General features: G+C 34.8%; 16 protein-coding genes. 8 read left to right on the top strand and 8 right to left on the bottom strand.

The genetic code is table 11. The features are described 5' to 3' along the window. Window positions 1-95: 95 nt before the first annotated feature. Together CLV00_RS12225 and CLV00_RS12220 are read right to left on the bottom strand one after the other, a co-directional pair. Window positions 96-641 carry a DUF1697 domain-containing protein gene (locus tag CLV00_RS12225; protein WP_099715449.1) on the bottom strand — a complete coding sequence of 182 codons (546 nt, stop codon included), beginning with the start codon at window positions 639-641 and terminating at the stop codon, window positions 96-98. A 42-nt stretch (window positions 642-683) separates the two neighbouring features. Continuing rightward, a complete protein-coding gene (locus tag CLV00_RS12220; protein WP_099715448.1) occupies window positions 684-1631 on the bottom strand; it encodes a hypothetical protein in 948 nt (315 codons plus the stop codon). A 206-nt stretch (window positions 1632-1837) separates the two neighbouring features. On the opposite strand from CLV00_RS12220, the gene recG reads away from it, so the two are divergent. From recG to CLV00_RS12190, 7 genes are all read left to right on the top strand, one after another. Further along, entirely contained in the window at window positions 1838-3943 is a 2106-nt protein-coding gene (gene recG / locus CLV00_RS12215) for an ATP-dependent DNA helicase RecG (RefSeq protein ID WP_099715447.1), read from the top strand. Between the two features lie 294 nt (window positions 3944-4237). Further along, a complete protein-coding gene (locus CLV00_RS12210; RefSeq protein WP_099715446.1) occupies window positions 4238-5296 on the top strand; it encodes an efflux RND transporter periplasmic adaptor subunit in 1059 nt (352 codons plus the stop codon). Between the two features lie 68 nt (window positions 5297-5364). Next, a complete protein-coding gene (locus CLV00_RS12205; RefSeq protein WP_099715445.1) occupies window positions 5365-8460 on the top strand; it encodes an efflux RND transporter permease subunit in 3096 nt (1031 codons plus the stop codon). An 89-nt stretch (window positions 8461-8549) separates the two neighbouring features. Then, window positions 8550-9863 carry a TolC family protein gene (locus CLV00_RS12200; RefSeq protein WP_099715444.1) on the top strand — a complete coding sequence of 438 codons (1314 nt, stop codon included), beginning with the start codon at window positions 8550-8552 and terminating at the stop codon, window positions 9861-9863. Between the two features lie 28 nt (window positions 9864-9891). Continuing rightward, window positions 9892-10755 (top strand): bestrophin family protein, encoded by an 864-nt coding sequence (locus CLV00_RS12195; protein WP_099715443.1) that lies wholly within the window; start codon window positions 9892-9894, stop codon window positions 10753-10755. Window positions 10756-10828: 73 nt separating this feature from the next. After that, entirely contained in the window at window positions 10829-11026 is a 198-nt protein-coding gene (locus CLV00_RS16585) for a hypothetical protein (RefSeq protein ID WP_233206901.1), read from the top strand. Continuing rightward, window positions 11026-11751 (top strand): AraC family transcriptional regulator, encoded by a 726-nt coding sequence (locus CLV00_RS12190; RefSeq protein WP_233206900.1) that lies wholly within the window; start codon window positions 11026-11028, stop codon window positions 11749-11751. Before CLV00_RS16585 ends, CLV00_RS12190 begins: the two co-directional genes overlap by 1 nt. Before the next feature lies 1 nt (window position 11752). Here the strand turns inward: CLV00_RS12190 and CLV00_RS12185 are convergent, their stop codons facing one another. After that, window positions 11753-12127, bottom strand: coding sequence for a DUF779 domain-containing protein (locus tag CLV00_RS12185; protein ID WP_099715442.1), 375 nt, complete (start codon window positions 12125-12127; stop codon window positions 11753-11755). 77 nt (window positions 12128-12204) lie between these two features. Then, a complete protein-coding gene (locus tag CLV00_RS12180) occupies window positions 12205-13710 on the bottom strand; it encodes an aldehyde dehydrogenase family protein (RefSeq protein ID WP_099715441.1) in 1506 nt (501 codons plus the stop codon). A gap of 265 nt (window positions 13711-13975) precedes the next feature. Here CLV00_RS12180 and pheT point away from each other — a divergent pair, with 265 nt between their 5' ends. Continuing rightward, window positions 13976-16396 carry a phenylalanine--tRNA ligase subunit beta gene (pheT, locus tag CLV00_RS12175; protein ID WP_099715440.1) on the top strand — a complete coding sequence of 807 codons (2421 nt, stop codon included), beginning with the start codon at window positions 13976-13978 and terminating at the stop codon, window positions 16394-16396. Between the two features lie 126 nt (window positions 16397-16522). On the opposite strand, the gene CLV00_RS12170 is transcribed toward pheT, so the two are convergent. From CLV00_RS12170 to cmk, 4 genes are all read right to left on the bottom strand, one after another. Next, window positions 16523-17077 (bottom strand): fasciclin domain-containing protein, encoded by a 555-nt coding sequence (locus CLV00_RS12170; RefSeq protein WP_099715439.1) that lies wholly within the window; start codon window positions 17075-17077, stop codon window positions 16523-16525. A gap of 327 nt (window positions 17078-17404) precedes the next feature. Then, window positions 17405-19180: a 30S ribosomal protein S1 gene (gene rpsA, locus CLV00_RS12160; protein WP_099715437.1), complete on the bottom strand. Its 1776-nt coding sequence runs from the start codon at window positions 19178-19180 to the stop codon at window positions 17405-17407. Window positions 19181-19551: 371 nt separating this feature from the next. Then, window positions 19552-20928, bottom strand: coding sequence for a nucleoside permease (locus CLV00_RS12155; protein WP_099715436.1), 1377 nt, complete (start codon window positions 20926-20928; stop codon window positions 19552-19554). Between the two features lie 74 nt (window positions 20929-21002). Beyond that, entirely contained in the window at window positions 21003-21695 is a 693-nt protein-coding gene (cmk, locus tag CLV00_RS12150) for a (d)CMP kinase (protein ID WP_099715435.1), read from the bottom strand. Window positions 21696-21698: the final 3 nt, after the last annotated feature.

The following is a 21698-nucleotide window of genomic DNA, read 5'->3' as shown; positions in this document are numbered from 1 at the left end:
GGTTCTCGGTTGCCTATAAATAAATAGCCACAGATTAACTGATTTAAAAAAATCGGAGAATCTGTGGCTTATTTTATTACTTGTGAAGTCCTTATTTATCTCCCCTCGTAGAGTTTCAGTAGCTGCGTCACCGTATTCCAATTGCGGATTGTTGCGGTAACATTTAATTTTTTTTCAATGTATTTTTGATCAAATCGAGTCTTTCCGGCTCCAACAGCATATTTAATAAAAATTCTGCTACCGTCAATACTGGCTTCATCCGGTTTGAATTGGCTAATTTTCAAATCATTGATACTGGTACTTTGCAAGGTCGTAGAAATAAAAGCCACGTATAACTTTTTAATATCAATATCTTTTTCCTTCAAAAAAGGATTGTTCTTGAAACACGCTTCCAAGTCTTCTTTGGCAATTACCACAATAGGCACTTCATGACCAAAAACCTTGAAAATTTCCTGCTTGATTAGAAAACCAACCTTCGCAGGGCTTTCTTCCTCCGTTTCCACAAAAACATTTCCCGATTGAATATATGTTAGCACATTTTGAAAACCAATGGCTTCCAAAGTCGTTTTTAGCGCCTCCATTTTTATCATGTTGTGACCGGAAACATTAATACCACGAAGCAATGCGAGATGAGTTGTCATTTTTTAAGCTTTTTATTTTGCGAAGGTAGTATGTTTTTGTTTTTATTTAAATAAAGCTGGATTTTTAAGATATTTTTTCTTTTCGGATCGACTTAATTCCTCTGAAAATACTATTTCATTACAAACAGACGTATATTCTGTATTGGAAACTAATTTTTCTACACCCTTTTCAGTTACAAAATATGGAGTTACAAATTCATACTTGCTTTTGTAATTCTGCAAAGATTGCATAGTAATAGAGTTGAAACTTTTATCAGATAAAAAAGCTATAGAAATATCTGCTCTGTAAACATTTGAATTAAACTCATCTATTACTCCTAATTCAGTTTGTGGATAGACAGTTTGACCTAATTTTACAAATATTAGATTTTTTTTAAATCCATTGTACATCGCTATTGTTCCATCTGAATGTTCTACAGTTATAGAATTTCTTTTGCTCGTATAAATCATATCTCGTGAAGAATTTTGATATTGATTATCAATTTTAACGACAATTCCTTTTCTCATACTACAAATTGTATCTGGCGTTGTAGAATTGATTACATAAGATTTCCAATTTTTAGGTTTTACTTGGTCAAAATATTTTTCACCTAAATTTGAAGCTTCAATAATATTATGTTTTTTCCCTTTCTTAAAAGGTAAAACATAATGAAACAAGCTGTCGACTTTTGGATTAGGTTTACCAAATATTACATAATACTGTAATGCATAACCTACTGATTGCTTGTTATTTGATGGCTTAAGTGTAAGTAAATTGCCTGAATGACCATCGATAACGGTTTTATAATTCGAAACGTAGCTATTTGTAACATTTGAAAAATTTAAATAAATAAAATAACTACCCGGTTCTTCCTTTTTATAACTCAAAACAATACTATTATCAGAATTAACAGTTCTTTCAATAGTTATTTTTGGCGATTGGGCATTTAAATTGAAATTTATTCCTACAATAGTTAAAAGTAGTAACAAGTATTGAATTTTATATTTCATATGATTTTAGAATTTTTATTTTTATTCTTTTTTTTTTCAAATATACATATTTTCCTACGATATTTCCAAACATTCCCATTTCCAAATTTCCAAACAAAAAACTATCTTCGCTCCATCGAATTAAAATCCGTTTTAATCTGCGTTTTGCCATCTCGAGCGAAGTCGAGAGAAGCAAATCCGTTTCATCCGTGTCCAAAAAAAACTAAATGAGCAACCTCCTACTCACTCCCATTGAATACCTCAAAGGCGTTGGTCCCAATCGGGGCGAATTGCTGCGTAAGGAATTGGGGATTTATAAGTACGTGGATTTGGTTAATTTTTTTCCAAACAGATACATTGACAGAACACGGTATTACAAGATTAACGAACTGCAAAACAACATTGCCGAAGTTCAGATTATCGGTAAAATCATCAACATAAAAACAGTAGAATTTGGACGAAACCAAAAACGATTAGTCGCTACTTTTGTGGATGATACAGGTCAAATGGAACTCGTTTGGTTTCAGGGTCACAAATGGATTCGAGAGAGTTTGAAGCTGAATGAAATCTGTGTGATTTTCGGAAAATGTACGTCTTTTGGGAATGCGTTCAATATGGCGCATCCGGAAATTGAATTGATGAGCGAACATGAACAAAGTCTGCGTTCGGCGATGCAACCGGTTTATCCTTCGACAGAAACCTTGACCAATCGTGGGATTTCAAACCGAGTGATTAATAAACTGATGCAACAATTGTTTCTTGAAACGCAAGCATTGTTTACGGAAACCTTACCGGATTATTTAATCAACGAATTGAAGCTGATTCCTAAAAAAGCAGCTTTATTCAACATTCATTTTCCAAAAAGCGCAGACGTTTTGGCGAAAGCCAAATTCCGATTAATATTCGAAGAATTGTTCTTTATTCAGTTGCAATTAATTACTAAAAATCTGATTAGGAAACATAAAATAAAAGGGCATCCGTTCAGTACAGTGGGCGAATATTTCAATGATTTTTATCAGAATCATTTGCCTTTTCAATTGACAAATGCCCAAAAAAGAGTTATCAAAGAAATACGAACCGACATGGGAAGCAACGCCCAAATGAACCGTTTGCTGCAAGGCGATGTAGGTTCCGGAAAAACAATTGTTGCTTTTATGAGCATGCTTTTGGCGCTTGATAATGGTTTTCAAGCGTGCTTAATGGCACCAACGGAAATTTTGGCGAATCAGCATTTTGTTGGTTTATCCGAATTAGCAGAAACGTTAAATATAAATATCAGAATCCTAACGGGTTCCACCAAAATAGCACAACGCAGAATTATCCATGAAGAACTGGAAAACGGAACGTTACACATTCTCATCGGAACGCATGCTTTACTGGAAGATAAAGTAAAATTCAAGAATTTAGGACTGGCTGTAATTGATGAACAACACCGTTTTGGCGTAGAACAACGCTCTAAATTGTGGAAGAAAAATGTGATTCCGCCACACGTTTTGGTGATGACTGCAACGCCTATTCCCAGAACTTTGGCGATGAGTTTGTATGGCGATTTAGACATTTCAGTGATTGATGAATTGCCTCCAGGACGAAAACCAATTCAGACCGTACACCGTTTTGACAGCAACAGATTAAAGGTTTGGAAATTCCTTCGGGACGAAATCGCTTTGGGACGCCAAATCTATATTGTGTATCCGTTAATCCAAGAATCGGAGAAAATGGATTTCAAGGATTTGATGGACGGTTACGAAAGTATTTCCAGAGATTTTCCGTTGCCGCAATATTCAATTTCCATACTTCACGGAAAGATGAAACCGGCGGATAAAGATGCCGAAATGAAACGCTTTTCGGAAGGAAAAACCAATATTATGGTAGCTACAACCGTAATTGAAGTTGGCGTGAATGTTCCGAACGCCAGTGTGATGATTATTGAAAGTGCGGAACGTTTTGGATTATCGCAACTGCATCAGCTTCGCGGTCGCGTGGGTCGTGGCGCGGAACAAAGTTATTGCATCCTGATGACGAGCCATAAATTAAGTTCCGATAGTAAAACCCGAATGGAAACAATGGTGCAAACGAACGATGGTTTCGAAATTGCCGAAGTTGATTTGAAGCTTCGCGGTCCGGGAGATTTAATGGGAACCCAACAAAGTGGCGTACTTAATCTTCAAATTGCCGATTTGGTTCGAGACAGAGATACTTTGGCATTAGCCAGAAATTATGCTTTAAAATTACTTAAGGAAGATGCGGGAATGCAAAAACCGGAGCATACTGCTTTGAGAGCTGTTTTTATCGAAATGACCAAAAAGAAAAACATCTGGAATTATATTAGTTAATTCAATACGTGATGTGCATTTTTTATCTGTTTAAAATTAAGCTACTAAATTTATTTTCTTAAAAAAGGTTTCTTTTTTCAATTCTTGATTAAACCATTTTCATTTTTAGCAGTCTCTACTAATTAGAGGTTGTTATTGCTTGCATTCATTTGTAAATCTTGTATTTTCTAAATGTTAATATTTGTATGTACAAACGTTAAATAAAAATTAACAAGATCATAATTGCCATTTCTAAAACCTAAATTTGTTTTTAACTAAAATTACTGAAACCTAATCCTACATTACTCTATACCTATGAAAATCAAATACCTAGTTTATGCCTTGTTGACCATTGGAATCATTGGATTTATTGGCTACCGAATCACAGAAAACAAAAATAAAAATGCCGATTCGAAAGATCAAAAAGGAAAAGGCAAATCCATGAGCGTTAACGGAATTGTGGCAATCCCACAAACTTTTGACAATAACTTATCCCTTTCAGGTTCAATTGAAGCCAATGAACAAGTAGAAATTCGCAGTGAAGTTTCTGGAATTGTAGAGGCTATTTATTTTCAGGAAGGAAGTAATGTAAGCAAAGGACAGCTACTTTTTAAAGTAAATGATTTAGAATTAAGAGCACAATTGAGACAAACGTCAACCAGAGAAGGATTGGCTTCGGAAAACGAAAGAAGAGCTAAATTGTTATTACAAAAAGAAGCCATCAGTCAGGAAGAATATGATTTGGCCAGAGCCGATTTAAAATCTGCACAAGCACAAAGTCAGTTGATAAAAGCACAAATTGCAAAAACATCGGTTAGAGCACCATTCTCAGGAAGAATCGGATTGCGTTCTATTTCGCCGGGAACCTACATTACACCTACAATTTTGGTAGCGAAACTAGTAAATACAGGAAAATTAAAGATCACTTTTTCAATCCCTGAAAAATACGCCAGTCAAGTAAAAACGAATACCTATATCACTTTTACCGTTTCGGGTTCTACTGAAAAATATACCGCTAAAGTATATGCTATTGAACCAGAAGTTGCCGTAGCGACCAGAACATTACAAGTTCGTGCGATTGCCGAAAATAAAAACGGAAAATTATTACCGGGAACATTTGCTGATGTCGAATTGCCTTTGGACATCATAAAAGATGCCATCGTTGTACCTACAGAAGCTATTATTCCGGTGCAAAACGGTAAAAAAGTTTTCATCTCCAGCAATGGTCAAGCCAAAGAAGTGATGATAGAAACTGCCACAAGAACGGATGCTTCTATTTTAGTACTTTCGGGTTTGAAAGCAGGTGATACCATTATTACCAGTGGTGTTATGTCTCTAAAAAATGAAACTCCGGTGACCGTTAAAATTAAATAGATTGAGATATTAGATTCCTTCAGAGCCATCTACAATCTAAAATCAGCAATCAAAAATCTAAAATCTAAATGAGTTTATCTACAACAAGTATTAGAAGACCCGTATTTACAATAGTAATCAATTTATCCATCGTATTGTTTGGAATCATTGGCTACACCTTCCTGGGCGTTCGAGAATTTCCATCGATTGATCCTGCACAAGTTTCCATCAGTACTCGATATGCCGGCGCAAATGCTGATATTATTGAGTCACAAATTACAGAACCGTTAGAAAAAGCAATCAATTCCATTGATGGGATTAGAAATGTCACTTCTTCGAGTGCGCAAGGAAGCAGTAACATCACCATCGAGTTTAATCTGGACAAAGATCTGGAAGAAGCCGCAAATGATGTGCGAGATAAAGTTTCTCAAGCCGTTAGAAACCTTCCACAAGATATCGACTCTCCGCCTGTAGTTTCTAAGGCTGATGCCAATGGTGAGGCAATTATTTCAATGACAGTTCAAAGTGATACGAGAAACGCATTAGAATTAAGCGATTACGCCGAAAATGTAATTTCACAACGTCTAGAAACGATTCCCGGTGTGAGTGGTGTCCAAATTTGGGGACAAAAAAGATACGCAATGCGTCTGTGGATTGATCCCATAAAACTAGCTGCTTATGGTTGCACCGTTTCTGAAGTGAGAGATGCATTGAACAAACAAAATGTAGAATTGCCTTCTGGAAAACTAACTGGAGACAATACCGAATTGACGGTAAAAACAGTGGGAAACCTTTCTACAGCTGAAGAATTTAACAATATTATTATTCGTACCGAAGGGGAAAAAGTAGTTCGTTTTAGCGATGTGGGATTAGCAAGTCTTGGACCAGAAAATACGGAAACCAAAATGACGCAATCAGGTACGCCCTTAGTTGGTGTTGCTATTGTACCACTTCCAGGAGCTAATTATTTGGATATTTCTACTGCTTTCTATAAAGAATTCGAACGTTTAAAAAAGGATTTACCAAAGGATATTAAACTTAATATTGCCATTGACAATACTATTTTTGTAAAAAAATCAGTTATCGAAGTTGCTGAAACATTGGGAATTTCAATAATTCTGGTGATTTTGATTATCTATTTATTCTTTAGGGATTGGGCGATTGCCTTTAGACCATTGATTGATATTCCAGTTTCGTTGATTGCTACTTTCTTTATCATGTGGCTTTTCGGGTTTTCCATTAATGTATTGACTTTATTGGCTATCGTTTTGGCAACAGGATTGGTGGTCGATGATGGAATTGTAGTCACCGAGAATATTTTCAAAAAAGTAGAAGAAGGCATGACGCCTATCGAGGCAGCCATCAAAGGATCTAACGAAATATTCTTTGCGGTAATTTCGATTTCGATAACCTTGGCAGCGGTATTTCTTCCAGTGATTTTCCTCGAAGGATTTGTCGGGCGATTGTTTAGGGAATTTGGCGTCGTCATAGGTGCTGCGGTATTAATTTCAGCTTTTGTATCGTTGACATTAACGCCAATGTTGAACGCCTATTTAATGAAAGGCGGCGAACAAAAAAAATCAAAATTCTACATTCGTACAGAACCTTATTTCCAAAAACTAAACAGTGGTTACGCCAGTGCATTAGACCGTTTTATGAAGAAAAAATGGTTGAGTTTCCCTATTTTGATTGCTTGTTTTGGATTAATTTACTTGTTTTTCAACCTTTTGCAAAAAGAAACCGCACCTTATGATGACCGTAGTGGTTTTGTATTGCGTATGTCTACACCCGAAGGTTCTTCTTATGAATATACAGATCGCTTTATGCAGGAAGTATCTCAATTAGTAGATGACTCGATTCCCGGTAAAAAAGTAGCCTTGGTTATCACGTCTCCTGGTTTTGGATCTTCATCCGTAAATAGTGGTTTTATTCGGGTATCATTGGTTCAACCTGATGAAAGAAAAGATTCTCAAAAAGAAATTGCAGAGAAATTAACCAAATGGACCAAACAATATCCAGATGCAAAAACGTCCGTAATTGAGCAACCAACAATTGCTGTAAACAGACGCGGTGGATTGCCGATTCAATATATCATACAAGCGCCAAACTTTAAAAAACTGGAAGAAAAAATTCCTGTTTTTATGGATGAAGTAGCTAAAAACCCAACTTTTGCGGTTAGTGATGTCAATTTAAAATTCAACAAACCAGAAGTTAATGTAACCATTGACCGAGAAAAAGCCGAAAGTTTAGGAATTTCAGTTATTGATATTGCACAAACCTTACAGCTTTCCTTGAGCGGACAACGTTTTGGTTATTTCATGAGAAATGGAAAACAGTATCAAGTTATTGGACAATTTGACCAAAAAGACCGTTCGAAACCATTGGATTTAACCTCAATGTATGTCAAAAATAATTTGGGACAATTAATCCAAATGGATAATGTGGTAACTATTGAAGAAAAAAGTAATCCGCCACAATTGTACCACAACAATCGATACATGGCTGCAACTGTTTCTGCAGGTCTCGCTCCAGGCAAAAGTATAAGCGATGGAATTGATGCGATGAATGAAATTAAAGCTAAAGTTCTTGACGATACGTTTACCACTGATTTAGGAGGAGAATCCAGAGATTTTGTTGAAAGTAGTTCGAATACTGCTTTTGCATTTGGATTGGCTTTAGTATTAATATTTTTGATTTTGGCGGCACAATTTGAAAGCTTTATTGATCCTTTTATTATTATTTTAACCGTTCCAATGGCCGTTGCAGGAGCACTATTCTCATTATGGTTGTTTGACCAGACTTGGAATATTTTCAGCCAAATTGGAACTGTAATGCTTATTGGTTTGGTAACCAAGAACGGAATCTTAATTGTCGAGTTTGCGAACCAGCTTCGAGAACAAGGGAAACCAAAAATGGAAGCTATATTAGAAGCTTCGGAAGCGAGATTAAGACCTATTTTGATGACAAGTTTGGCTATTTCATTAGGAGCTTTACCAATTGCTATGTCACTTGGAGCAGCTTCAACCAGTAGAATTGGGATGGGAGTTGTAATCGTTGGAGGAACTATTTTCTCTTTGGTTTTAACGTTATTCGTTATTCCTGCAATGTATTTAATGTGGTCTAAAGCCAGAAAACATTATCCTGAGTTTGATCATATTGAAGAATATGAAAAAGAAGTTAAATAATTTGAATGGAACGCTGATGACGCGAATTAAATAGATTTATCAGAATTTTTTATATAAAATTCATTGATTCGTGGCTAAAAAATATAATTATGAAACATACTAAAATACTATTTCAAAGCTTTATACTACTCTTATTTTGTGTAGTTAAAACCAATGCGCAAGAAGTTTTGACATTGGAAAGCGCAGTAAAAATTGCATTGGAAAACAATTACGAAATAAAAATTGCCACCAACAATTTAACCATTGAAAAAACAAATGTAGCTATTGGAAATGCAGGAATGTTACCCACAGTTACTGCAACAGTTGTGGATAACAACAGCATTCAGAATAGTTCACAAACGCGTCAGGACGGAACAGAAACCGAATTAGACAATGCTAAAAACAATAGTTTAACGTATGGAGTCGGATTGGATTGGACTATTTTTGATGGAATGCGAATGTTTGCCAGACTGGATCAGTTGAAAGAATTGCAAAAATTAGGTGAAGCACAACTAAAACTGACTGTAATCACACGAATCAGCGACGTGAATGCTGCATATTATAATTTGGTTCAACAACAGCAGCAATTGGCCGCTTTGGATTCTACAATTGTTATTTCAAACCAGCGATTGACTTTGGCACAAAACAGATTTACCATTGGAAAAGCCTCTAAATTAGAAGTTTTGAATGCTCAAGTAGATTTGAATACCGATCAGGTTGCATTGTTAAGACAAAAAGAATTGTATGCTAACAGCAAGATTTTATTAAACCAACTATTGGCCAGAGATGTTGCCACTGATTTCAAAGTAATTGATCAACTTCAAGTAGATGGATTATTATTACTGTCGGAACTTACTGCCTTAGCTGAAAAACAAAACCCACAATTAGAAGCCCAAATCATCAATAAAAGAGTAGCTGAATTAGAATTAAAACAAATTAAAGCGGCACGTTATCCTACTGTTCGAGTAAATACCGCCTACAATTTTTCAGAAAGTCAATCGAGTCTTGGGTTTGTGGCACAAGCACAATCAAGAGGTTTGAACTATGGTTTTAGTGCTTCCTTGAATATATTTGATGGTTTTGCACAGCACCGAAATGAAAAAATTGCCAAAATTCAAATTGAAAATTCTAAATTAAATATAGATCAGCAAAATTTAGCTTTAAACTCACAATTAGCTACTTCCTATCAAACGTATTTAACTAATTTAGAATTGATTGCTTTAGAAGAAAAAAATGAATCGATTGCGAAACAAAATCTAAATATTACTTTAGACAAATTCAGAATTGGGACGATAACTACTTTAGAATTCAGAACCGCTCAATTGAATTATGTGAATGCCAAAGTGCGTTACAGCAATGCTCAATTTCAAGGAAAATTATCTGAAATTGCACTTCGAGAATTAGCAGGAAATCTTAATTTTTAATTTACTTTTGCTAAAAATAGTATCTTAAATGGTTTCATATAATACAAAAGACTGGTTTACTTTTATTTTTCGTTTCCACAAAGCGGACACTTTTAGAACATTAATGCCAATAATGCTCGCTATTGGAATCTATTCTGGAATTATCGGTTATTTAGAGGTTGAATATTGGAAATTAGCTGACAACAGTTATGTAAAGAATATTACAATCATGCACGGAATGCTTGGCTTCGTGATTTCATTATTGCTGGTTTTCAGAACCAATACTGCCTATGACCGTTGGTGGGAAGGACGCAAAATGTGGGGTGCTTTAGTAAACAACAGTCGTAATTTTGCCATTAAATTATCTGCAATATTGCATGATGAAAAAGATCGCAAATACTTTCGAAAAATGATTCCCGGTTATGCTTCCATTTTGCATAAACATTTGAATGATAATGATACCAGCAAACAATTGTTTGAAGATGTTGATTTAGAAATAGATCATCACAAACACAAACCTAATCAAGTCGCTAAAATGTTATTTCAGAAGATTAATGATTTATACGATTCCAAAAAAATAACCGGTGATCAACTGATTATTTTAAACGAAGAAGTAAAATCATTTACTGATATTTGCGGCGCTTGCGAACGAATCAAAAACACGCCTATTCCCTACTCCTACAGTGCCTTCCTTAAAAAATTCATCTTCTTTTATGTCATGACACTGCCTTTTGGATATTCTTTTAGTTTGGGTTATTATGTAGTTCCTGTTGTGGTATTTATTTTTTATGTTTTGGCAAGTTTAGAGCTAATTGCTGAGGAAATTGAAGATCCTTTTGGAAGCGATGAGAATGATTTACCAACTCATAAAATTGCGGAGAACATCAAAAAACATGTGGAAGAATTAATTTAAATTTTGTTAAACAGTGTTCCGGTTCTAATTATTTTCATTAAATTTAAGCTTTGCCTTTTTAAAGCTTAAAACTATGAATAGTAACCGCGCTTTTATAAATCCACCGCATTTATCAAACGAGAAATCGTTAAAAACATTAGTTGAAAACAGAACCGTTTACTCTTTAAAACATTGTGAACTGAACCTTTTTGAAACGTATGAATCTTCGGCATTAGTTCCTTTGAAATTTAATGATTTGGTCGTTACAAGCATGTTGCGAGGCAAAAAATAATGCATCTTTTTGACGATCCAAGTTTTGTCTATTTACCGGGTGAAACCGTCGTTATTCCTTCTAATGTGGAAATGAAAATCGATTTTCCGGAAGCTTCAAAAAATAATCCGACGCAGTGTTTGGCTTTGGCGATAGACCAAACTAAAATTACCGATACTTTACAGTTTTTAAACGAACGCTACCCAAAAGAAGGAAAAGACCAATTCTGGAAATTGAATTACCAAAATTATTTCTTTTACAACAATGTGGAATTGGCAACGACGATTAATAAATTGATTAAAGAATGCATGAGCACGTCAATTACTAAAGATGCTTTAGCCGATTTGACTTTGCAGGAATTATTAATTAGAATTATTCAGACACAAACTGCAAAAGCAATAGACGACGGTTTATTTGCCGATCCAAAAAATCCTATTACACAAGTCGTAGAATTCATCCGATTGAATTTGAAGGAAAATATAAGCATGAAACATCTGAGCGAGAAAGCCTGCATGAGTACGACTTCTTTCTATCGTTTTTTCAAAAGAGAATTAGGCATGAGCCCTATAGAATTTGTGATTAGCGAAAAAATGAAATGCGCCAAACAGTTGCTGAAAAACCCTTCGATACAAATTAATGAGGTTTGTTACTTATCAGGATTTGAAGATTGTAATTACTTCATTCGTTTGTTTAAAAAACATGAAGGAATTACCCCAAAACAATATCAATTACTGTACGTAAACTAGACTATTCAATAAATGTCACTGGCTCAAGCGATAATTCTTCTTCCGGAGTAAAAATTCTATATTCAATTCGGAATGTTTTTTTCAATGGCGTTTCTAAGGAAAATCCTCCCACTCCAAACGCATCAATTACATCCAAAGTAAAATGAGCATGTTTCCAATATTCGAATAAATCTTTGTCAACCCAAAATTCAGTTTCTTCAATTATACCAATACATACATCACCCATTCGCTGATAAAATCCGCCTTTTTCAAAACATTGTGGCTGCGTTCCCTCGCAACATCCTCCTGCTTGATAGAACATCAAATCACCGTGTTTTTCCTTTAGGATCTTGATTAACTCTATTGCTTTTTCTGTGGCATCAATTCTTTTTATCATCTTTTTTTAATTTAAAATAAAACCTGACAAATTATACAATCTGCCAGGTTTATGATTAACCAATAATCAGTAATTAACTAAAAGAAACCTAATTTCTTTTTGTCATAAGAAATCAGCATGTTTTTTGTCTGACGATAGTGTCCAAGCATCATTTTATGGTTTTCACGACCAATACCCGATTGTTTATAACCTCCAAAAGGGGCTCCCGCAGGATAAGAATGGTACTGATTAATCCAAACACGACCTGCTTGAATCGCTCTTGGAACCTGATAAATTTCGTGTGCATCACGTGTCCAAAGTCCGGCTCCCAGACCATACATCGTATCATTTGCAATGGCAATAGCTTCTTCAGTAGTTTTGAAAGTAGTAACAGCTAAAACCGGTCCGAAAATCTCTTCTTGAAAAATACGCATTTTATTGTGTCCTTTGAAAAGTGTTGGTTTGATATAATAACCTCCGGCTAAATTTCCTTCCAAATGATTTTCTTCGCCTCCAATTAAAACTTCCGCACCTTCTTCTTTTCCTAATTTAATATAAGTCAGAATTTTTTCTTTTTGAACCAAAGAAGCCTGTGCTCCCATCATAGTGGTTCTGTCTAAAGGATTTCCTAATTTGATTGCGGCTGTTCTTTCAATTACTCGCGCGATGAATTTATCATAAATATCTTCGTGAACTAATAATCTGGATGGACAAGTACAAATTTCTCCTTGATTTAAAGCAAACATTACCGCACCTTCAATTGCTTTGTCAAAGAAATCATCATCAGCATCACCAACGGACTTCATGAAAATATTTGGAGATTTTCCTCCAAGTTCTAAAGTAACCGGAATAATATTTTCAGTAGCATATTGCATCACTAAACGACCGGTTGTTGTAGAACCTGTAAAAGCAGCTTTTGATACTTTTTTATTAGTTACCAAAGCTCTTCCAAGTTCAGCACCAAAACCATTAACAATATTTATTACTCCTGGAGGCAAAATATCACCAATCAATTCCATCAAAACCATAATGGAGATTGGCGTACTTTCTGCTGGCTTTAAAACCACGGTATTTCCTGCCGCTAATGCTGGCGCTAGTTTCCAAACAGCCATTAAAATAGGGAAATTCCAAGGAATAATTTGAGCAATTACGCCCAAAGGTTCGCTTAAAGCTATAGAAACAGTTTGCGAATCCAATTCGGCGATGGAACTTTCCTCAGCACGAATTACACCTGCAAAATATCTGAAGTGATCAATTGCCAAAGGCATATCGGCAGCTAAAGTTTCACGAATGGCTTTTCCGTTGTCAATAGTTTCCACAGTTGCAAGATATTCTAGGTTATCTTCCATAACCTGAGCAATTTTATTCAATAAATTACTGCGTTCCGTAACAGATGTTTTTCCCCACGTCTGGAAAGCTTCATACGCAGTATCAACAGCTAAATCTAAATCTACTTTAGTGGAATGCGCAGCTCTTGTAAATACTTTCCCGTCAACCGGAGAAACCACGTCAAAATACTGCCCACCTATTGGAGCAACAAATTTGCCACCTATATAATTATCATATGTTGCCTTAAAATCAGGTCTTTTTACCACGTTATCCATGTCGTTATCTTTTTATGTTTTATCAAATATACCCTCATCCTTATTCTTAGAATAGCACAATTCATTCAACTAATAGCATTAAATTTTCATATTAGTTTTTTTAACCTAAATTTATTATTTAATTCATATTTATTTACAACTAATAGTATTGAATTCTTATTTTAAATTCTTACTTAATACACCAAATCAGTTATAAAAAACCAAAAAAATTGTTTCTTTCTCCAAACTGCAATCCTTATATTTGCATTCTCATTAAAATTGACAGATGAAAATATCTTACAACTGGTTAAAACAATTCATTAAAATAGACTGGAAATACGAAGAAACTGCAGCACTACTTACCGATTTAGGTCTGGAAGTAGAGATTGTTGACAAATACCAATCGGTAAAAGGCGGATTAGAAGGCATTGTTGTGGGACATGTTCTTACCTGTATCCAACATCCTGATGCCGACAGATTAAAAATAACTACCGTAGATTTAGGAAATGGCGTTCCTGTACAGATTGTTTGCGGCGCCAGTAATGTTGCTGCGGGACAAAAAGTACCAGTTGCCACAATTGGAACTACATTATACGATAAGGAAGGTGTTGCTTTTTCAATCAAAAAAGGAAAAATTCGCGGACAGGAAAGCCACGGAATGATTTGTGCCGAAGATGAATTAGGTCTTGGTGAAAGCCATGATGGAATTATGATATTGGACGATGCATTAATGCCTGGAACTCCTGCTGCAATGGTTTTCAAAATTGAAAATGACGAAGTTTTCGAAATTGGTTTAACACCCAATCGTGCCGATGCAATGAGTCATTTAGGGACTGCACGTGATTTGAGAGCAGGAATGTTGCAAAGCGGTGTAAACGTAGAATTGATTACACCATCAGTGAGCAATTTCAGAGTGGATAAAAGAACTTTGAAAATTGATATTGACGTAAAAGAACCTAAACTAGCTCCAAGATATTGCGGAGTGACAATTTCAGGCATTGAAGTAAAACCTTCACCAGCTTGGTTGCAAAACAGATTGAAAGCTATTGGATTGAATCCAAAAAACAATATTGTCGATGTAACTAATTACGTTTTGCACGAATTAGGTCAGCCGCTTCACGCCTTTGACGCTTCAAAAGTTAACGGTAAAATAGTAGTTCAAACACTTCCTGCGGGAACAAAATTTACTACACTTGACGATATTGAAAGAACTTTACACGAAGAGGATTTAATGATTTGTGACGAGAAAGGACCTTTGTGTATTGCAGGAGTTTTTGGCGGAAAAAAATCTGGAGTTTCAGAAAGCACCAATTCTATATTTTTAGAAAGTGCTTATTTCAATCCGGTAAGCATTCGTAAAACTGCCAAAAGACATCAATTAAACACTGATGCTTCTTTCCGTTTTGAAAGAGGAATTGACCCAACTATTACTGAATACGCATTGAAACGTGCAGCTTTATTAATTCAAGAGGTTGCCGGCGGAGAAATAACATCAGATGTTGTTAATGTGTACCCAAAGAAAATTGAAGACTTTTCTGTGTTTTTAAACTTCAGTAAAGTAGCTAAAATTATTGGACAGGAATTACCGAAAGACACTATTAAGAAAATATTAGTTTCATTGGACATTAAAGTAAACAGCGTTTCAGATGCAGGATTAGGATTGACTATTCCTTCTTACCGCGTTGACGTTCAGAGAGAAATAGATGTTATTGAAGAAATTTTGAGAGTATATGGATACAACAACATTGATTTTTCTAAAAAACTAAATGCCACGGTTTCTAATTCTCCAAGAAATGAAGACTACAAAATACAAAATGTGATTGCTACGCAGTTAAATTCTCAAGGATTTAATGAAATGATGGCAAACTCATTGACTACTGCGTCTTATGTTGAACTTTCAGAAGTTTTGAATCCAGCAAACAATGTGACAATGTTAAATCCGTTAAGTGCAGATTTAGCTACCATGCGTCAATCTTTGTTGTTTTCCGGACTAGAAGCAATCTCATATAATATCAATCGCAAAAATGCTGATTTGAAATTATTTGAATTTGGAAAAACGTACCATAACTATCTTGCCGGTTACGAAGAGAAAAAGCATTTGACTTTATTCCTTTCCGGAAATAGAAATCAAGAAAATTGGACTAGCGCTCAAAAACCATCTGATTTCTTTTTATTCAAAGGATATGTGAATGGAATCCTTTCCAGATTAGGCATTCAAAAAACACAAAATGTACCTGTAACTTCGGATGTGTTTTCTGAGGGGATTGCTATTAGCGTTGGAACCGAAATACTGGTAGAATTAGGAGTAGTTAAAAAATCAATATTAAAACATTTCGGAATCAAACAAGAAGTATTTTTTGCAGATTTTAACTGGGCTTTGATTTTGAAATTGATTTCAACTAAGATAAAATATACTGAGATTCCTAAATACCCTGAAGTTCGTAGAGATTTAGCGTTGCTAATTGATCAAAACGTAACCTATGACAGCATTTACAATATTGCACGCCAAACAGAGAAAGCACTCTTAAAAGACATTAATTTATTTGATGTGTATGAAGGGAAAAATCTTCCTGAAGGCAAAAAATCATACGCGCTAAGTTTTACTATTCAAGACAGTTCTAAAACTCTGACCGATACGCAAATTGATAAAATTATGAGCAAACTGCAAAATAATTTTGAAACTGAACTTGGAGCCAGCTTACGATAATAGCTCTTTTTACATACTATAAAATCCCAATTCTAAATTTTAGATTTGGGATTTTTTTTATACAAAAAAGCCCCGCAAGTTGCAGGGCTCTTAAGACTAACAAAATATCAACCTCTAATCCAAAAATTATTGTTTAGGCAATACAACAGCGTCAATCACGTGAATCACACCATTTGATTGATTAACATCTGCAATTGTTACCTTAGCTTTATTCATATTCTCATCTGTAATGTATAAATCTTTTCCTTGCATCCAAGCTGTCAAAGTTCCACCACTTACTGTTTTCATTGTAGCTTTTCCATTACCCATTTTAATAGCTTTTGCTATATCCGAAGCGTTCATTTTTCCTGCAACAACATGATATGTAAGGATTGTTTGCAATGTTTTTAAGTTTTCTGGTTTTAATAATGTGGTTACAGTTCCAGCAGGCAATTTGTCAAACGCGGCATTTGTTGGGGCAAAAACGGTGAATGGTCCTTTACTTTGTAATGTTTCAACTAATCCGGCTGCTGTTACTGCTGCAACTAAAGTTGTATGATCTTTTGAATTAACAGCATTCTCAACAATATTTTTAGATGGATACATGGCAGCTCCACCAACCATAACTGTTTTTTGAGCGAATGAAGTTGCTCCTAATACTACTGTAAATAATGCAATGGATAAAAATTTTCTAGTTTTCATAAAATCTATTTTTTAAGTTATATAATTTCATTTACGGTGTTTAATTGTGTTTGGTTTTAAAAAATGAAATTATTTTTAAAAATTTAATTTTTCTGAATGAGATGAAATTGACATTAGTTCTAATTAGCCCCGATGGCAGCAAGTATCCTTTTTATTGTGTTATACAAAAGTTGATTTTAAAAATAGGTTTTCTGCACAATAAAAAGATACTGCGTACAGCGGGAGGATTGTGGATTGCGAATTCAACTGCACTGCTCCTAAAAAATAAAGCACAAAAAAAAGCCCCGCAAATTGCGGGGCTTTCTATATTCAAAAAATTTCAAGAAATTATTTTTTCTCTGATTTTTCCATTTTAGCTTTCAATGCAGCTAACATATCATTGTTATCACCTAAAGTTGCAGCTGGTGCATTTGTAGATGAAGATGAAGTGTTTTCAGAAACTGCTTTCACATTTTTCTCTTCTTCTTCACGGAAGATAGCAGTGTGAGATGCAACTACTCTTTTGAATTCTTTATTGAATTCGATTACTTTGAAATCAGCTGAATCACCTTTTTTCAATTTCTTTCCGTCTTCTTTTTCAAGGTGACGTGTAGGAATGAAAGCAACGATATCATCTCCGAATTCTACAGTAGCTCCTTTGTCAACGATTTCAGAAATTTCACCTGTGTGGATAGTTCCAACTGCGAAAGAATCTTCATACTGATCCCAAGGATTAGCAGTAGTTTGTTTGTGACCTAAAGATAATTTACGTCCTTCAACATCTAATTCTAATACTACAACGTCAAGTTTTTCACCAACGTTTACAAATTCAGATGGGTGTTTGATTTTCTTAGTCCAAGATAAGTCAGAGATGTAAATTAATCCATCAATTCCTTCTTCTAATTCTACGAAAATTCCAAAGTTTGTAAAGTTTCTAACGATACCTGTATGTTTAGAACCTACTGGGTATTTAGCAGTGATATCAGTCCAAGGATCTTGAGACAATTGTTTGATACCTAATGACATTTTACGGTCATCTCTGTCTAATGTTAAGATAACTGCTTCAACAACATCACCTACTTTTACGAAATCTTGAGCAGAACGTAAATGAGTAGACCAAGACATTTCAGAAACGTGGATTAAACCTTCAACACCTTCAGCAACTTCAATAAATGCACCGTAATCAGCGATTACAACTACTTTACCTTTTACTTTATCACCAATTTTTAAGTTAGCATCTAAAGCGTCCCATGGGTGAGCGTTCAATTGTTTCAATCCTAATTGTATTCTTGTTTTTTCGTCATCGAAATCAAGGATTACAACGTTTAATTTTTGATCTAATTCAAGAACTTCAGATGGGTGGTTGATTCTAGACCAAGAAAGGTCAGTAATGTGAATCAATCCATCAACACCACCTAAGTCAATAAAGACACCATAAGAAGTAATGTTTTTAACAACACCTTCTAATACTTGTCCTTTTTGTAATTGACCGATGATTTCTTTTTTCTGGATTTCGATATCCGCTTCAATAAGCGCTTTATGAGAAACAACAACATTTTTGAATTCGTGGTTGATTTTTACCACTTTGAATTCCATCATTTTGTTTACATATACATCGTAGTCTCTAATTGGTTTAACATCAATTTGAGATCCTGGTAAGAAAGCTTCAATTCCGAAAACGTCAACGATCATACCACCTTTAGTTCTGCATTTTACAAAACCATTAACGATTTCTCCTGTTTCGTTAGCCGAAATAACTCTATCCCATGATTTGATAGTACGTGCTTTTCTGTGAGATAATACTAATTGACCAGTTTTATCCTCACGGATGTCAATTAATACTTCAACAGTATCACCTACTTTTAATGCTGGGTTGTAACGGAATTCGTTTAATGAAATAACACCTTCCGATTTTGCGTTGATATCAACGATAACGTCTCTATCTGTAATTCTAACAACTACACCATCTACAACTTCTTCTTGATCAGTAGCGATAAATGTTTTTGAAACTAGTTCTTCGAATTCTAATAAGTTTTTCTCATCAACAGCATCAATACCTTCTTCGAAATTGTGCCAGTTAAAATTTGCTAAAAACTCTTCTTGTGATTTTAATTGTTCAGACATGCTGATTAAAAATTTGTATTCTGTATTTTCTCGAGTTTCTTAATGTGCTAGAAAACAACAGAAGTTGTTTGTATAATTAGTTGAACCCTAAAGGAAACTCTTATTCACCAAAAGGACTGCAAAAGTAACACATTTATCTTAAACAGCAAAATTTTACAGACAAGATAATCGATTGATAATCAGGAGCGAATTAATTGGCTTTTTTGCAAGCAAAGTTCCCGCTCTCGCCTTTATCTCTCCTCTCGTCCCAAAAGACGAGATGCGAGGATATCAGCTCCATCGGGGCTAGATAGGTTTTATCCTGATTTTTCAGTATAAAAAAACCCGATATCGTATAAAAATATCGGGTTCTATATTATTTCAATCCTGTTTTAGTGACTTACATTTTCAACATCCATAGGATTGTGTTTGTGCTTGAATAAAACTGCAAATGCAACGGCAATTATCAATGCGTAAATTGCAAAAGCCAGCCAAATTGTATGCCAGTCTTTCATAAAAATTACTTTACTAAACAATCCATCGGCAGTAATTGAATTCCCTTGACCGGTAACAAATTCCAACATTTTTGGATTAGTCGTTTCTGTTTCCAAGAAACCAGCCAAATCAGTAGTATTATTAAATGATTTTGTAAAATATTTATCAATAGCCCATCCCGAAGTAAAACTTCCTAAAACTGCTCCAAAACCATTGGTCATCATCATAAACAAACCTTGTGCTGAGGAACGATTTTTAGGGTCTGTATTCGTTTCAACAAATAATGACCCTGAGATATTAAAGAAATCAAATGCCATTCCGTAAACCACACAAGACATAATAATCATCCATAAACCACTTGTTGGATTTCCGTAAGCAAACAATCCAAAACGCAATACCCAAGCAAGCATACTAATCAACATAACTTGTTTGATACCAAAACGTCTTAAAAAAAAAGGAATCGCAAGAATAAATAAGGTTTCCGAAATTTGAGAAATTGACATTATTATGGTCGAATATTCTACAACAAATGAATCAGCATATTTTGGAAAATGTTTGAACTCATCTAAGAAAACATCTCCATAGGCATTTGTCAACTGTAAAGCGCCTCCTAAAAACATTGAGAAAACAAAAAACAAAGCCATCTTATAATCAGCAAATAATTTAAACGATTCTAACCCTAATGTTTCCATGATAGAAGCATTTTCTTTAGACAAACGTTGCGGTTTACACTTTGGCAAAGTGAAGGAATAAATCCCTAGAAATACTGCCGCTAAACCTGCTATATAAAACTGATATTCTGTTGATTTGTTTCCCGTTAAATTAGTAATCCACATCGCAACAATAAAACCTATTGTTCCCCAAACCCGAATAGGTGGAAAATTTTTAATAATATCTTTATTGTTTAATTTGAGGGCATTATACGATATAGAGTTGCTCAAAGCAATCGTTGGCATATAAAAACACATCGCCAAAAGCATAATATAAATAAAAGAATTTGGAGTGGTAACTTGAGGAATATAGAATAAAACCGCAGCATATAAAATATGTAGCGTTCCATATAATTTTTCAGCATTTATCCATCTGTCAGCGATAATCCCAGTTAGTGTTGGCATAAATAAAGAAGCAATTCCCATAGTCCCAAAAACCAACCCAAATTGAGTTCCTTCCCAGTTTTTTGTGCCAAACCAGTAATTTGCAATGGTAATCAGCCAAGCTCCCCAAACAAAAAACTGAAGAAAGCTCATTATTACCAATCTATTTTTAATTCCCATGAGATGAATTGTTTTTTATTTTTAAAAAATTAACAAGGCGTAAATCTACTATTAAAAATGAGATCTGCAAATAATTATGCCGTTTTAGTAATTTCATTTACTAATTCCAACACAAGCTCGAATTGTTCCTCACGATTCAAATGCGAATTATCAATTTCTATAGCATCTTCCGCCATGACCAAAGGGGAATCCTTACGGTGCGTGTCAATGTAATCGCGTTCTTCTACATTTGCCAAAACTTCATCAAAAGTTACTGTATCACCTTTTTTAACTAACTCATCGTAACGCCTTTGTGCTCTTGTAGTTGCGCTTGCTGTCATGAAAATTTTAAGCTCTGCATCCGGAAAAACTACAGTACCAATATCTCTTCCGTCCATTACTATTGCTTTGTCTTTTCCCATTTCTTTTTGCTGTTCGACTAATTTGGCACGAACTTCAGAAACTTCAGCTACTTTACTCACAAAACTGGAAACTTCAATCGTTCTAATTTCGGTTTCAACATTTACTTCATTCAAATACATTTCGGCAAAACCTAAATCAGCATTGAATTTGAATTGCAATTTTATATTTGGCAAACTGTTAATTAATGTTTGTTTATCAAAAGAATCCGCATTTATGTACCCGTTTTGCATGGCAAATAAAGCTACGGCACGGTACATTGCTCCAGTATCAACGTAAATATATCCTAAATGATTCGCAAGTTGTTTGGCCAACGTGCTTTTTCCTGTCGATGAAAATCCGTCAATTGCGATGGTAATTTTTTTCAAAAT

It is taken from the genome of Flavobacterium sp. 11 (assembly GCF_002754315.1).
Classification (GTDB): Bacteria; Bacteroidota; Bacteroidia; order Flavobacteriales; family Flavobacteriaceae; genus Flavobacterium; species Flavobacterium algoritolerans.
The sequence above is the reverse complement of the archived record's forward strand: the minus strand, read 5'-3'. Positions and strand labels throughout refer to the sequence as shown.